Genomic DNA, 13,455 nt, shown 5'->3' on the forward strand with positions numbered 1-13,455 from the left:
TCGCCTTTAAAGCGCAGGCGAAAAGCCGCAACACAGGGTAGACTTACAGCCAAACTAAGCACGTCAGAACAAGGGGAACTCATGACGTATCAACAGGCCGGCCGCATCGCCGTGCTGAAACGGATCATTGGCTGGGTCATTTTTATTCCAGCCGTTCTTTCTACGCTTATTTCGCTGTTCAAGTTCATGTATGACCACAGCGAGAAAAAACCGGGTATTGACGCCGTGCTTCTCGACTTCGCCCACGTGATGATCGAGATGATCCGCTTCAACACGCCGTTTCTTAATTTCTTCTGGTACAACTCGCCGACGCCAGATTTTCACCACAGCATGAATATCGGCTTCTGGATAATTTTTGCGCTGGTGTTTGTGGCTCTGGCCCTGCAGGCCTCCGGCGCGCGGATGAGCCGCCAGGCGAAATTTCTGCGCGAAGGCGTGCAGGATCAGCTGATCCTTGAGCGCGCCAAAGGCGCGGAAGGGCTCAGCAAGGAGCAAATCGACGCTAAAATCATTGTGCCGCGCAACACCATCTTCCTGCAGATATTTCCGCTCTACGTCCTGCCGGTGATAACCATCGTGGCGGGCTACTTCTTCTTCCGGCTGCTTGGCTTCCTGTAAGCGTAAAAAAACCGGTCATCGCTGACCGGTTTATTTCACGCCTGCGGCAGCGCTCTTGGCCTGCCGCTGTCGTCGACGGCGACGTAGATAAACAGCGCCTCCGTTGCCTTGTAGCGCTGGCCAATCGGCTCTGAGGCGACCTTTTTCACCCATACTTCAATATTAATGGTGATCGAGGTGTTGCCACGCTTGGTGCACTTCGCATAACAGCACACCACGTCACCCACCGCCACGGGGCGCAGGAAAGTCATTCCGTCGACCCGCACGGTCACTACGCGCCCGCGGGCGATCTCTTTGGCCATGATGGCGCCGCCGAGATCCATCTGCGACATCAGCCAGCCGCCGAAGATATCGCCGTTAGCGTTGGTGTCCGCCGGCATGGCCAGGGTGCGCAGAACCAAATCGCCCTGCGGTGCATCTTGAGTATTGCTCATTTGTTATCGTCCTGAGGCATATGACGGTAGATGTAGATGCCGCTGACGACGGTAAAAGCCAGGGTCAGGGCGGTCAGGCCAAAGACTTTGAAATTCACCCACACGCTCTGCGGTAGCCAGAAGGCAATATAGATATTCGCCAGGCCGCAGAGGATAAAAAAGAGGGCCCACGCCACGTTCAGCCGCGACCAGACGAAGGCGGGCAGCGCCAACTCTTTGCCGAGCATCTGCTGAATGAGCGGCTTTTTCATCACCCACTGGCTGATCAGCAGGGCGCCGGCAAACAGGGCGTAGATCACGGTGACCTTCCACTTAATAAATTCATCATTGTGGAAGAACAGCGTTAACCCGCCGAAGACGGCCACCAGGATAAAGGTGATCAGCGCCATTTTTTCCACTTTACGGTAGCGGATCCAGCTGTAAATCAGCACGGCGGCGGTGGCAATAATCAGCGCGGCGGTCCCGGCGTAGATGTCGTAAAGCTTATAAAAAGCAAAGAACACCACCAGCGGTAAAAAATCCAGAAACTGCTTCATACATCGATTCCGTATTTCAGTAGCGGCCCGCCAGCGCGGGCCAAAAGGGTCAGTGACGAATAAGCATATACAGGCGGAACAAATAGATAAGCAACAGGGCCGAAATAAGGTTGCTAATGCAGTTGACGACCACTGCGCCGACCGTCGGACTGAGCACCGCGACGTTGGGCGCAAACATCAGCAGCAGCGTTTTCGCCAGCAGCCAGGCAATTATCGCGGGTGCGACGACGCGCATATTCGCCCACGCCAGCCGCATGCTGCTGCGCATGGCGGTGAAAATGCCCACGCGCTCCTGAACCAGAATGACCGGCGCGAAGGCGAGCACGATAGCCAGCAGCACGCCGGGGACGATGACCAGCATCATGCCAACCTGCACCAGGAGCGTGGTCAGGAAGATAAGTATAAACATCATTGGCAGCACCGGCGCGCTGGCGCCAATCGCCAGCAGGGCGCTGACCCGCTTGCCGGCGGAGACCATCTGAATCAGCATCAGAATACCGCCCGCCAGAATCGCATTACCGATAAGCCCGGAAAACGTCGAGGCTGCCGATGCGTGCAGCAGTATCTGCTGCTGCTCCGGCGTCAGGTTCTGAATCATCTCAAACAGACTGATGCTGCCGGTAAAGCTGTCCCCTTCATTGAGAATGTCCATCTGGGCGTCGCTCGGCGAAAAGGCGTGGCCAAGCACCACCGTGATAAAAGCGCACAGCAGCGCAATGAGTAAAACAGTAACAAACTGATTACGAAAAAAATTACCCGTGTCACGGTAAACGGACTTCGCCGTGATAGACATGCACTCTCCTTGAGACTGACTGGTATTAAGAAGCCGTCGATTGTAACTCACCGCGCGCTAAAGTGGCAGCAGCAACCTCTGTATGGATAAGCATATCTTTGTAAAGGGGCGGTAAGCCATACCGCGCTCTGGCGCGATTGCAGGCATCGTTAATCTGACCGTCTTCACCGGACATGGCGAACTCCCGGCAGGGAGAGGGCCGATTCTCGTACATGGAACAGCGAACAGATTCCCCCACCTCGCCCTCAAGCGCCACGCAGCGGCTCTGCTTTTGATTCGTCCCGCGCATGCAGCGCAGAAAGGGAGTGACCGGCTCGGTCAGGTCGGCGGGTACCGTGCCGCCGCCGTCATCGGCTTCGGCCCAATAAAAGGAGACTCGAAAATACGCACAGCAGGCACCGCAGGTCATACACGGGTTTACATCGCTCATAGCTCACCTGAAAAAACGCATCAACACAGATTGTCGGCAGATAAATTATCCAGCGCGAAGAGGGAGAGCAAGAGGGGGCCGCGCGTTTTTTTTGTAACATTCGTCAGACGCAAAATTGATATGGATAGCGTTTGTTCTTCTAAATTCCCCTGCAAAAAATTAATCCAGATCAATGAATGTTAAATCTCAGAAAATGAGTGTGATCTAAGTTTGACTGTTTGTGCCCAATTGTAGGTATATTTTGCGAGCATAAAAACATAATGAAGGAGCATGTATGAAAAAGTTAGCAGTGGCTGCGCTGGTGTTAAGTACTCTCTCTACCGGCGCATGGGCGCACGAGCAGGGCGAGTTTTTTATTCGGGCAGGTTCGGCAACGGTAAGACCAACGGAGGGGGCGCACGGCACGCTTGGCCACCTCAATGGCTTTAACGTTGATAACAATACCCAGCTCGGGCTGACGTTCACCTATATGGCAACGGACAATATTGGCGTCGAGCTGCTGGCCGCTACGCCATTCCGCCATAAAATCGGTACCGGCGCCACCGGCGATATCGCCAAGGTGCATCATCTGCCGCCGACGCTGATGGCGCAGTGGTACTTCGGCGACGCCAGCAGCAAACTGCGTCCGTACGTGGGCGCGGGTATTAACTACACCACCTTCTGGGGCGATAAATTTAACGATAACGGTAAAGAGACGGGTCTGTCTAACCTGAGCCTGAAGGATTCCTGGGGCCTGGCGGGACAGGTCGGCTTAGATTATCTGATCAACCGCGACTGGCTGATCAACGCCTCCGTGTGGTATATGGATATCGACACCAAAGCGCGCTACAACTCAGACGGTACTGCGGTACCTGCTGGCCATTACAGCGACAAAGTGCGCCTCGACCCGTGGGTATTTATGTTCTCTGCCGGTTACCGCTTTTAAGCCGGTTACCGCTTTTAAGTTCTCTCCCAATACTGGCTGCCGGGCAGCCAGTATTATTTCCCGTCTCGCGCAGTTCTCAGCGCTACTTCGTATTTAACCTTAACTTACAAATCTATAACCCTGTGTTGCTACGCTTATGCCATCGCCACGATAACCGGGAGGCAGTATGAGCAGAAATCTACAGGACATCGATCTTCTCGTTCGCAGACTTAACACCTCATTACATGCCCATTTTAAATGGCTGGTGGAGGTCCTGCGCTATGCCGTGGTCCGCGATCGCCAGATCCCGTCGATATGCAGTGAATCGGCGCACGATATTTGCGTTTTCGGCTACTGGATTAATGCCCAGCTTGCGGTACGCAGTGCGGATGATGGCTATCTGATTGCCATTCATCAGCGCCATCGCGAGGTACATCAGGTTTGCCGCCGGCTGATTGACTCTGTTGTCAATGATGAGGTGAAACTGTCCCTCTTTGACGCCTTTGAAAGTACGCTGCAGAAGCTGATTGATGCCATCAGCGCTTACCAGCGGCATCTGCTTCAGCTACGGGTGAGCTATGATGCGCTAACCTCGCTTCCCTCCCGGCGCATACTTGATGAGTCTTTTACCGCCCAGGCGCACAATCAGCGCGGGCACAAACTCTACGCGCTGCTTACTGATATCGATCACTTCAAGCGAATCAACGACACCTTCGGCCACCTGACGGGTGATGACGTGCTGATGGCCTATGCCCGCATGATGCAGTCCTGTACGCGATCGGAGGAGCTGTCTTATCGCTACGGCGGAGAAGAGTTCGTTACCCTGCTGCGGGCCGCCGATGATGATGAGGCGTGCAGGGCGGGGTTGCGCATTATTGAGGCGATTGCCGGGCAGCAGATTGATACTGGCACCCACGTTATCCGCATTACCGCGACCGCGGGGCTTACCCGGGTACAGCAAGATGAACCCCTGCACAAAGTTCTTGAAAGAGCGGATATCGCGCTTTATCGCGGCAAAGAGAGTGGACGTAATCGCTGCATGTTCATCAATCAGCGTCGGGAGATCGGCCGGGTGAGCCGGCGGGTAGCAAAAAAAAGCCCGCACGAGTGCGGGCAAATAATACTGGAAGCAATGTGAGCAATGTCGTACCGAATACCTGAGCGTTTTGCTCAACTATTCGGTAATGAGAAAGATAATACTTCTCATTAAATGATGCAACCCCTTCTTTTTTGTGGTCGTCGCATTCATCTATGCGCAGAGGGAAAGGGGCCGCCCCGCCGGGGGGCGCGGACGGCCTGGAGAGATTATGCCCGGCGGGTTGCGGCCTTCATGCTTTGCGCAAAGTTTTTCAGCTGCGCCAGCATGGCCGGATAATCATCAACATTGTTTTCAATGATTTTGACAATCGCCGAGCCGGAAATCGCCCCGGCGGCGCCGGCGTCCAGCGCAGCGGTCACCTGATCGGGGGCCGAAATGCCGAATCCCTGCAGCGGCGGCGCGGCGCGGTATTCAGTCAGCTTCTCCACCAGATGGTGCAGCGGCAGGGCGGCGCGGTTCTCCGCCCCGGTGACGCCCGCCCGCGACAGCAGATAGGTGTAGCCGCGGCCATAAGAGGCAATCTGGCGCAGCAGGGCGTCGTCGGCGTTCGGCGGGCAGATAAAGATCGGCGCCACGCTGTGGCGCATCGCCGCTTGGCGAAATTCCGCCGATTCTTCTACCGGCACATCGGCCACCAGCACCGAATCAACGCCTACCCGGGCGCACTCGGCGTAGAAGGCGTCAATACCGCGATTGAACACCAGGTTGGCGTACATCAGCAGGCCAATCGGAATGGTCGGGTGCTTCTGGCGAATGGCGGCCAGCATCTCGAAGCACTGGGTCGGCGTGACGCCTGCGGCAAATGCCCGCAGAGTCGCGTTCTGGATGGTGGGACCGTCCGCCAGCGGATCGGAGAACGGGATCCCCAGCTCCAGCGCGTCGGCGCCGGCCTCAATCAGCGTATCGATGATCTTCAGCGACTGGCCCGGATTCGGATCGCCGAGGGTCACGAAGGGGACGAAGGCGCCTTCCCGGCGGTTTTTCAGCTCAGCAAACAGGTTGTCGTAGCGTTCCATCAGATTTCCCCTCGCGCTTTCAGAATGTCGTGGACGGTGAAGATGTCTTTATCGCCGCGGCCGGAGAGGTTCACCACCAGCAGCTGCTCTTTTTCAGGGTTTTCGCGCATCATTTTCAGCGCGTGGGCCAGGGCGTGGGAGGACTCCAGCGCCGGAATAATGCCTTCGTGGCGGCAAAGCTGTTTAAAGGCGTCCAGCGCTTCGTCATCGGTGATCGACACATAGTCCGCGCGCCCGGTGCTGTTGAGGTAGGCGTGCTGCGGCCCGACGGACGGGAAGTCGAGACCCGCGGAGACGGAATAAGACTCCTCAATCTGCCCTTCGTCGGTCTGCATCATCGGCGACTTCATGCCGAAGTAGATGCCGACGCGGCCGTGCTTGAGCGGCGCGCCGTGTTCGCCGGTTTCGATACCGTGACCGCCCGGCTCAACCCCAATCAGCCGCACTGAGGTTTCGTCGATAAAGTCGGCAAACATGCCGATGGCGTTAGATCCGCCGCCGACGCAGGCCAGCACCGCGTCCGGCAGGCGGCCTTCGTGCTCCCGGATCTGCGCTTTGGTCTCTTCGCCGATCATGCGCTGAAACTCGCGCACGATGGTCGGGAAGGGGTGCGGACCGGCGGCGGTGCCCAGCATGTAGTGGGCCTTTTCATAGCTGCCGGACCAGTCGCGCAGCGCTTCGTTACAGGCATCCTTCAGGGTGGCGGAGCCGCTGTGGACTTCGATAACTTCGGCGCCCATCAGCCGCATGCGGAAGACGTTCGGCGACTGGCGCGCGGCGTCTTTGGCGCCCATGTAGACCCGGCACTTGAGGCCGAGCAGCGAGCAGGCCAGCGCCGAGGCGACGCCGTGCTGTCCGGCGCCGGTTTCGGCGATAATTTCAGTTTTACCCATCCGCTTCGCCAGCAGCGCCTGGCCCAGGACCTGATTGGTTTTGTGGGCGCCGCCGTGGAGCAGGTCTTCACGCTTGAGATAGAGCGTCGTTTTGGTGCCGGCGGTCAGGTTGCGGCACTTGGTCAGGGCCGTCGGGCGTCCGGCGTAGTTTTTCAGCAGGTCGGTAAATTCGGCCTGAAACTCGGGATCCTTCTGGGCGCTAACGAACGCCTCTTCCAGCTGGCGCAGGGCCGGCATCAGGATCTGCGGCACGTACATGCCGCCAAATTCGCCAAAATAGGGGTTCAGTAGTGTATTCATCTCTTATCCTTAATATGCGCGCAGCGTCTGGAATACGGAGGCCAGCTTCCCGGCATCTTTGATGCCCGGCTGCGACTCTACGCCTGAATTAAAATCGAGTCCGGCGCAGCCGCTTTTGGCGGCGGCGACGCAGTTATCGGGGCCGAGGCCGCCGGCCAGCATGACGTTCCCCAGGTCTTGTCCGGCAAGCAGGGACCAGTCAAAGGGCTGGCCGCTGCCGCCCTGGCCGTTATCCAGCAGATACCTGTCAACGTGGTTAAGATCGCGGGCGGGCAGGCTCGCTTTGACGCTCAGCGCCTTCCAGATCTGCACGTTTTCCGGCAGCGCCGCGCGCAGGGCGTCGATATAGGTCTGATCCTCATCGCCGTGCAGCTGTACGGCGGCAAGGCCCAGCGCCTCGGCTTTGGCGGCCACTTCGGCAATCGGCGCATCGCGGAACACGCCGACGTAGCGCAGCGGCGCGGCGGCGATAACCGCCCGCGCCTGCGCGTCACTGACGCAGCGCGGCGAGGCGGGAACGAAGATCACGCCGCCGTAAATCGCCCCGGCCTCAAGGGCCGCCCGCGCGTCTTCGGCCCGGGTGAGGCCGCAGACTTTGTTGTCGCCCAACAGCACCCGGCGCACGGCGGCGTCGAGATCGTCAAAGGCCATCAGGGCGGAACCAATCAAAAAGCCGTTGGCGAAGTGGCTCAGCTCGCGCACCTGGCCGTAGGTGCTGATACCGGACTCGCTAATCACCGTCACGCCTGCGCCGAGCTTCGGCGCCAGCTGGCGGGTGCGGTTGAGGTCGATCGACAGATCGCGCAGATCGCGGTTATTGATACCCACTACCTTCGCCTCAAGGGCGATGGCGCGCGCCAGCTCCTCTTCGTTGCTCACTTCGGTCAGCACGCCCATGCTCAGGCTGTGGGCGACCGCGGCCAGCTGGCGATACTCATCGTCGCTGAGCACCGAGAGCATCAGCAAGCAGGCATCGGCCTGATAGTGGCGCGCCAGGTAAATCTGGTACGGATCGACGATAAAATCTTTGCAGAGGATCGGCTGCGGCGCGATCCGGCTGACCACCGGCAGAAAGTCGAAGCTGCCCTGAAAGTATTTCTCATCGGTCAGCACCGAAATGGCCGATGCATACTGCTTATAGATCCCGGCGATGCGGGCCGGATCGAAATCATCGCGGATCACGCCTTTTGACGGCGACGCCTTCTTGCACTCCAGAATAAAGGCGGTGCGGGCGCCGCGCAGGGCGTCATAGAAGTGGCGCTGGCTCGGCACAACCTCATTCTGAAAGCTGGCCAGCGGCTGCTGCGCCTTGCGGGCTTCGACCCAGATGCGCTTATCGGCAACGATTTTCGCTAAAACGGTTTCCATTACTTATCCTCTTGCTGCCAGGGCGGTAACCCGGTCGTAGGCCGCGCCGCTGCGCAGAACGTCCAGCACCTTGCGGGCGTTGGCTTTTAAATCTTCATGACCGTGCAGGCGCATCAGCATGGCGACGTTGGCGGCGACGGCGGCCTCGTGGGCGCTCTCACCTTTACCCTGAAGTAAGCGCGTGAGAATGTCACGGTTTTCTTCAGGGGTACCGCCCGCCAGCTGCTCCTGACGGTACGGCGTCAGGCCGAAATCGTCGCCGGTAAGCTGGTAGTTGTGGATCTCGCCGTTTTTCAGCTCGGCAACCACCGTCGGCGCGTGAAGCGATACTTCATCCATGCCGCCGCTGTGCACCACCGCCGCCCGCTGATAGCCGAGCACCCGCAGGGTTTCAGCAATCGGCAGCACCAGCTCCGGGCTGTAGACGCCGATCAGCGCCAGCGGCGGGTGCGCCGGGTTAATCAGCGGCCCCAGCACATTGAACAGGGTGCGGGTTTTCAACTGCTGGCGCACCGGCATGGCGTGGCGGAAGCCGGTGTGGTACTTCGGCGCGAACAGGAAGCAGACGCCGAGCTCGTCCAGCGCCTCGCGGGAGCGCTCGGCGTTCATGTCGAGATTGATGCCGAAGGCCGCCAGCAGATCCGACGAGCCGGACTTGCTGGAGACGCTGCGGTTGCCGTGCTTGGCCACCTTCAGCCCGCAGGCCGCCGCCACGAAGGCGCTGGCGGTGGAGATATTGATGCTGTTGCTGCCGTCGCCGCCGGTGCCGACGATATCGGCAAACATATACTCCGGGCGCGGGAAGGGCGCGGCGTTCTCCAGCAGGGCGCTGGCGGCGCCGGCTATCTCTTCCGGCTGTTCGCCGCGCACCTTCATGCTGACCAGCGCAGCGGCCAGCTGTTCGGGCTTCACTTCCCCGCGCACTACGGCGGAAAAGAGCTGGTGGCTCTCCTGGCGGGTCAGGGTCTGGGCCTGATACAGCCGCTCCAGGATCGGCTGCAGGGTATTAGCCGGCTCCAGCTTCTGCAGCGCCCACTCCAGGGTTTGCTCCAGCAGGCGCGCGCCGCTGCTGGTCAGAATGGATTCCGGATGAAACTGGAAGCCAACCACCCGATCGGCGTCGTGGCGCACCGCCATCACCATGCCGTCGAAGCTGGCGTTCACCGTCAGCCCTGCCGGAATGTTGCTGCCCACCAGCGAGTGGTAGCGCGCTACCGGCAGCGGGTTCGGCAGACCGGCGAACATCGCCTGATTGTCGTGCTCAATGCTCGAGGCTTTGCCGTGGAGGATCTCGCCCGCCTGGCCGACGTAGCCGCCGTAGGCCTCAACGATGGCCTGATGGCCAAGGCAGATGCCAATAATCGGCAGCCTGCCGCGCAGGCGGGTCAGCAGTTCGGGCATACAGCCCGCTTCCGACGGCGCGCCGGGGCCGGGGGAGAGCATCAGCACCGGGTTGTCCATGGTCTCCAGACGCTCGATCAGGGTCTGGGCGGGGACATGATTGCGGTAGATAACCACGTTGTGGCCGCTGGCGCGCAGCTGATCGACCAGGTTATAGGTAAAAGAGTCGATATTATCGAGCAGCAGAATGTCGGCCATCAGAAAATCTCCTGTGCGTGGTGGGCTTTGGCAATGGCGCGCAGCACCGCGCGGGCTTTACTGCGGGTTTCGTCGGCTTCCGACTGCGGTACGGAGTCCAGCACCACGCCGGCGCCGGCCTGCACGGTGGCAATGCCGTCTTCCACAAACGCCGAGCGGATAACGATACAGGTGTCGAGGTCGCCGTGGGCGGTAAAGTAGCCCACCGCGCCGCCGTAGCTGCCGCGGCGCTGGCCTTCGGCGGCGGCAATCAACTGCATGGCGCGGACCTTCGGCGCGCCGCTGAGGGTGCCCATATTCATACAGGCGCGGTAGGCGTGCAGCACATCCAGATCTTTGCGCAGCTCGCCGACCACGCGGGAGACGAGGTGCATCACAAACGAGTAGCGGTCCACTTTCGTCAGGTCGGCCACGTAGCGGCTGCCCGGCGTGCAGATGCGCGCCAGATCGTTGCGGGCGAGATCGACCAGCATCAGATGCTCGGACAGCTCTTTATGGTCGGTGCGCATCTCAAGTTCGATGCGGCTGTCGAGATCGCGGTCGAGGCTGCCGTCGGCGCGGCGGCCGCGCGGACGGGTGCCGGCAATCGGGTAGATCTCAATCTGCCGGCTGCTGGCGTCGTACTTCAGCGAACTTTCCGGCGACGCGCCGAACAGCGTAAAGTCATTATCCTGCATAAAGAACATGTACGGGCTGGGGTTGCTCTTCTTCAGCACGTCGTAGGCCGCCAGCGGCGAGGGGCAGGGCAGCGTAAAGCGGCGCGACGGCACCACCTGGAAGATCTCCCCGGCGCGGATGGCGCGCTGCAGCTTGCGCACCACCGAACCGTATTCGTCGTCGCTCTGGTCCACTTCGGTTTTCATCTGCTCAACGGCGGTGACCGGCAGCGGCATCGGCGGCTCGTTCATCTGCTGGCGCAGCTGCTCAAGGCGCTGGCTCAGGCGCTGCTTCTCGGCGGCGCAGGGCGCAAACAGGCTGGCCTGCAGGCGGCTGGTTTTGCTCTGGTGGTCAATCACCAGCAGGGTTTCCGCCAGGTAGAAGCAGTAGTCCGGGCAGGCGGTTTCGTTGTCGAGCGGCGGCAGGTTTTCAAAACCGGCCACCAGGTCGTAGGCAAACAGGCCGCCGAAGAACATCGCTTCGCGCTCGTTTTCCGGCACGCTGACCAGCGACTGCAGCAGGCGGAAGGCGTCGAACACCGACAGGGAGCAGAGGCGGGCGTCTTCGTCCAGCAGATTGCTCACCGCCGGAAAGCGCAGCACGCGGCCGTTGGGCTGCGGGCGGCTATCGATGCCCGCCGGCAAAATGGCGTCCAGCCTGTCGAGCAGGGCGGCGCCGTTCGCGGAGAGTGCCTGAATGGTGACGGTGTCACCTAACGCGGTAATGCGCAGGGCGCTGTCTACCAGCAGCAGGCTCTTAAGGTCATCTTTGCTGTCGATGTCCGCAGACTCCAGCAGCAGGGTCGCCGGACGGGCGCCGCACAGCTGATGAAACAGCGCCGTCGGATTCTCCCGATAGATGGCGTCGCAGGTCAGAAGTTCGAGCGCGGTTTTCTCGGTTTGCATTGTCGTTCTCGCCTTATCCATGAATTTTGTTCAAAAAAAAGCCCGCTTGCGGCGGGCCAGGTATCTGTATGTCTTTATCAAGACGATAGCGCACAGCCCGTTAACAGGATGAACGCCACCAGCCGTGCATGTTGATGAAGAGCATTGTCATGGCAGATACCTCGTTGTGTGAACTTGCGTACTAGTTAACTGGTTCGCGGCAATAAAGTCAACCCTGATTTTCGAAATTGTTTTACAAAGGCTATCATGACCGCCGCCATACATTAATGAGTCATTACCGGAGCTATTTTGAGCGACCCCTCTTTCGCGATAATTTACGACCTGCACAGCCACACGACCGCCTCTGACGGACAGCTGACGCCCGAGGCGCTGGTGCACCGCGCGGCTGAAAAGCGCGTGGGGACGCTTGCCATTACCGACCACGACAGCGTGGCCGCTATTCCCGCCGCCCGCGCCGAAATCGCCCGCGCCGGGCTGGCGCTGACCCTGATAAACGGCGTGGAAATCTCCACTCTGTGGGAGAACCACGAAATCCATATCGTCGGCCTCAATATGGATACCACCCATCCGGCGATGAACGACCTGCTGGCCGCTCAGCACGCGCGCCGCCAGCAGCGGGCGCAGCTTATCGCCGAACGGCTGGAGAAGGCGCATATTCCCGGCGCCTGGGAAGGCGTACAGCGCCTGGCCGACGGCGGCGCCGTGACCCGCGGCCACTTTGCCCGCTTTCTGATTGAGGCGGGCAAGGCGACGACCATGCAGGAGGTGTTTAAAAAATACCTCGCGCGCGGGAAAACCGGATACGTTCCGCCGCAGTGGTGTACAATAGATCAAGCTATTGATGTCATTCACCATTCCGGCGGTAAGGCCGTGCTGGCCCATCCGGGGCGCTACAACCTTTCCGCCAAGTGGCTAAAGCGGCTGCTGGCCTTTTTTAGCGACTGCGGCGGCGACGCGATGGAGGTTGCCCAGTGCCAGCAGGCGCCCAACGAGCGCGCGCAGCTGGCGGCATACGCCCGGCAGTTTGGCCTGCTGGCGTCACAGGGCTCTGATTTTCATCTGCCCTGCCCGTGGATAGAGCTCGGGCGCAAGCTGTGGCTCCCCGCAGGCGTACAGCCGGTGTGGGAGAGCTGGGCGCCGCGGCCACAGACGATTAACGAGAGGGAAGTATGAGTCAGTTTTTTTACATTCACCCGGACAATCCCCAGCAGCGCCTGATCAACCAGGCGGTGGAGATTGTGCGCAAGGGCGGCGTTATCGTCTACCCGACCGACTCCGGCTATGCGCTGGGCTGCAAAATTGAAGACAAGGGCGCAATGGAGCGCATCTGCCGCATCCGTGACCTGCCGGACGGCCACAACTTCACGCTGATGTGCCGGGATCTCTCCGAGCTGTCCACCTACGCTTACGTCGATAACGTGGCGTTTCGCCTGATTAAAAACAATACGCCGGGCAACTACACCTTTATCCTCAAGGGGACGAAAGAGGTGCCGCGCCGCCTGCTGCAGGACAAGCGTAAAACCATCGGCATGCGCGTACCGTCAAACCCGATTGCGCAGATGCTGCTGGAGGCGCTGGGCGAGCCGATGCTCTCCACCTCGCTGATGCTGCCGGGCAACGACTTTACCGAATCCGATCCCGAAGAGATCAAAGACCGGCTGGAGAAGCGGGTCGATCTGATTATTCACGGCGGCTACCTCGGCCAGCAGCCGACCACGGTTATCGATCTCACCGAAGATGCGCCGGTAGTGGTGCGTGAAGGGGTCGGCGACGTTAAGCCATTCCTGTAGCCGCAGGCTCGCCTTAAGGAGCAGCGCGCCGCTCCTTAAGGGCCTTTGCCGCGCTGCTTTATTTCTGTCCTCTCCTGCTGGCTCCGCTCTCCCTGCGGATAATTCGCCCATTT

The 13,455-nt window shown here is 59.9% G+C and carries 14 protein-coding genes and 1 other annotated feature; of the genes, 5 read left to right on the forward strand and 9 right to left on the reverse strand.

Going from position 1 to position 13,455, the window contains the following annotated elements; translation table 11 throughout:
• Nucleotides 1-81: 81 nt before the first annotated feature.
• A complete protein-coding gene (locus tag ENGE1_RS19805; RefSeq protein WP_043084371.1) occupies nucleotides 82-618 on the forward strand; it encodes a YniB family protein in 537 nt (178 codons plus the stop codon).
• A gap of 35 nt (nucleotides 619-653) precedes the next feature.
• Here ENGE1_RS19805 and yciA read toward each other — a convergent pair whose 3' ends face one another.
• The 4 genes from yciA to ENGE1_RS19825 are packed head-to-tail and all read right to left on the reverse strand — an operon-like array spanning nucleotide 654 to nucleotide 2,811.
• The gene (gene yciA / locus ENGE1_RS19810) at nucleotides 654-1,052 is read right to left on the reverse strand and encodes an acyl-CoA thioester hydrolase YciA (protein ID WP_043084370.1); all 399 of its coding nucleotides are present in this window, start codon (nucleotides 1,050-1,052) and stop codon (nucleotides 654-656) included.
• Nucleotides 1,049-1,588 (reverse strand): septation protein A, encoded by a 540-nt coding sequence (locus ENGE1_RS19815; protein WP_043084368.1) that lies wholly within the window; start codon nucleotides 1,586-1,588, stop codon nucleotides 1,049-1,051. The genes yciA and ENGE1_RS19815 overlap by 4 nt, the downstream gene beginning before the upstream one ends.
• Nucleotides 1,589-1,637: 49 nt before the next feature.
• Complete coding sequence (locus ENGE1_RS19820) at nucleotides 1,638-2,381, reverse strand: YciC family protein (RefSeq protein WP_043084366.1); 744 nt, start codon at nucleotides 2,379-2,381, stop codon at nucleotides 1,638-1,640.
• 25 nt (nucleotides 2,382-2,406) lie between these two features.
• On the reverse strand, nucleotides 2,407-2,811 hold the full coding sequence (locus ENGE1_RS19825; RefSeq protein ID WP_043084365.1) for a YkgJ family cysteine cluster protein: 405 nt from the start codon (nucleotides 2,809-2,811) through the stop codon (nucleotides 2,407-2,409).
• A gap of 274 nt (nucleotides 2,812-3,085) precedes the next feature.
• Here ENGE1_RS19825 and ompW point away from each other — a divergent pair, with 274 nt between their 5' ends.
• Nucleotides 3,086-3,736: an outer membrane protein OmpW gene (ompW, locus tag ENGE1_RS19830; protein WP_043084364.1), complete on the forward strand. Its 651-nt coding sequence runs from the start codon at nucleotides 3,086-3,088 to the stop codon at nucleotides 3,734-3,736.
• A gap of 166 nt (nucleotides 3,737-3,902) precedes the next feature.
• Complete coding sequence (locus ENGE1_RS19835) at nucleotides 3,903-4,853, forward strand: diguanylate cyclase (RefSeq protein ID WP_048252537.1); 951 nt, start codon at nucleotides 3,903-3,905, stop codon at nucleotides 4,851-4,853.
• Between the two features lie 167 nt (nucleotides 4,854-5,020).
• Here ENGE1_RS19835 and trpA read toward each other — a convergent pair whose 3' ends face one another.
• Genes trpA through ENGE1_RS19860 form a run of 5 tightly spaced genes read right to left on the reverse strand, consistent with a single transcriptional unit; the run spans nucleotide 5,021 to nucleotide 11,552 of the window.
• Nucleotides 5,021-5,830 carry a tryptophan synthase subunit alpha gene (gene trpA, locus ENGE1_RS19840; protein WP_043084361.1) on the reverse strand — a complete coding sequence of 270 codons (810 nt, stop codon included), beginning with the start codon at nucleotides 5,828-5,830 and terminating at the stop codon, nucleotides 5,021-5,023.
• Entirely contained in the window at nucleotides 5,830-7,023 is a 1,194-nt protein-coding gene (trpB, locus tag ENGE1_RS19845; protein ID WP_048252539.1) for a tryptophan synthase subunit beta, read from the reverse strand. Before trpB ends, trpA begins: the two co-directional genes overlap by 1 nt.
• 9 nt (nucleotides 7,024-7,032) lie before the next feature.
• The gene (gene trpCF, locus ENGE1_RS19850) at nucleotides 7,033-8,391 is read right to left on the reverse strand and encodes a bifunctional indole-3-glycerol-phosphate synthase TrpC/phosphoribosylanthranilate isomerase TrpF (protein ID WP_048252540.1); all 1,359 of its coding nucleotides are present in this window, start codon (nucleotides 8,389-8,391) and stop codon (nucleotides 7,033-7,035) included.
• Nucleotides 8,392-8,394: 3 nt separating this feature from the next.
• Complete coding sequence (trpD, locus tag ENGE1_RS19855; RefSeq protein ID WP_045288979.1) at nucleotides 8,395-9,990, reverse strand: bifunctional anthranilate synthase glutamate amidotransferase component TrpG/anthranilate phosphoribosyltransferase TrpD; 1,596 nt, start codon at nucleotides 9,988-9,990, stop codon at nucleotides 8,395-8,397.
• Entirely contained in the window at nucleotides 9,990-11,552 is a 1,563-nt protein-coding gene (locus tag ENGE1_RS19860; RefSeq protein WP_045288978.1) for an anthranilate synthase component 1, read from the reverse strand. Before ENGE1_RS19860 ends, trpD begins: the two co-directional genes overlap by 1 nt.
• 32 nt (nucleotides 11,553-11,584) lie before the next feature.
• Nucleotides 11,585-11,679 (reverse strand) — a sequence feature (Trp leader region).
• 161 nt (nucleotides 11,680-11,840) lie between these two features.
• Here ENGE1_RS19860 and rnm point away from each other — a divergent pair.
• On the forward strand, nucleotides 11,841-12,725 hold the full coding sequence (rnm, locus tag ENGE1_RS19865) for an RNase RNM (protein WP_048252542.1): 885 nt from the start codon (nucleotides 11,841-11,843) through the stop codon (nucleotides 12,723-12,725).
• A complete protein-coding gene (locus ENGE1_RS19870) occupies nucleotides 12,722-13,342 on the forward strand; it encodes an L-threonylcarbamoyladenylate synthase (RefSeq protein WP_043084351.1) in 621 nt (206 codons plus the stop codon). Before rnm ends, ENGE1_RS19870 begins: the two co-directional genes overlap by 4 nt.
• Nucleotides 13,343-13,455: the final 113 nt, after the last annotated feature.

The organism is Pluralibacter gergoviae ATCC 33028 = NBRC 105706 (assembly GCF_001598855.1).
In the GTDB taxonomy this organism is placed as follows: Bacteria; Pseudomonadota; Gammaproteobacteria; order Enterobacterales; family Enterobacteriaceae; genus Pluralibacter; species Pluralibacter gergoviae.

What these genes read in the sequence shown, in the direction of transcription:
- ENGE1_RS19860 (WP_045288978.1), bottom strand. Translation starts at nt 11,552, where the DNA reads ATGCAAACCGAGAAAACCGCGCTCGAACTTCTGACCTGCGACGCCATC.
- trpA (WP_043084361.1), bottom strand. Translation starts at nt 5,830, where the DNA reads ATGGAACGCTACGACAACCTGTTTGCTGAGCTGAAAAACCGCCGGGAA.
- trpB (WP_048252539.1), bottom strand. Translation starts at nt 7,023, where the DNA reads ATGAATACACTACTGAACCCCTATTTTGGCGAATTTGGCGGCATGTAC.
- yciA (WP_043084370.1), bottom strand. Translation starts at nt 1,052, where the DNA reads ATGAGCAATACTCAAGATGCACCGCAGGGCGATTTGGTTCTGCGCACC.
- ENGE1_RS19805 (WP_043084371.1), top strand. Translation starts at nt 82, where the DNA reads ATGACGTATCAACAGGCCGGCCGCATCGCCGTGCTGAAACGGATCATT.
- ENGE1_RS19825 (WP_043084365.1), bottom strand. Translation starts at nt 2,811, where the DNA reads ATGAGCGATGTAAACCCGTGTATGACCTGCGGTGCCTGCTGTGCGTAT.
- ENGE1_RS19820 (WP_043084366.1), bottom strand. Translation starts at nt 2,381, where the DNA reads ATGTCTATCACGGCGAAGTCCGTTTACCGTGACACGGGTAATTTTTTT.
- trpCF (WP_048252540.1), bottom strand. Translation starts at nt 8,391, where the DNA reads ATGGAAACCGTTTTAGCGAAAATCGTTGCCGATAAGCGCATCTGGGTC.
- ENGE1_RS19815 (WP_043084368.1), bottom strand. Translation starts at nt 1,588, where the DNA reads ATGAAGCAGTTTCTGGATTTTTTACCGCTGGTGGTGTTCTTTGCTTTT.
- ompW (WP_043084364.1), top strand. Translation starts at nt 3,086, where the DNA reads ATGAAAAAGTTAGCAGTGGCTGCGCTGGTGTTAAGTACTCTCTCTACC.
- trpD (WP_045288979.1), bottom strand. Translation starts at nt 9,990, where the DNA reads ATGGCCGACATTCTGCTGCTCGATAATATCGACTCTTTTACCTATAAC.
- ENGE1_RS19870 (WP_043084351.1), top strand. Translation starts at nt 12,722, where the DNA reads ATGAGTCAGTTTTTTTACATTCACCCGGACAATCCCCAGCAGCGCCTG.
- ENGE1_RS19835 (WP_048252537.1), top strand. Translation starts at nt 3,903, where the DNA reads ATGAGCAGAAATCTACAGGACATCGATCTTCTCGTTCGCAGACTTAAC.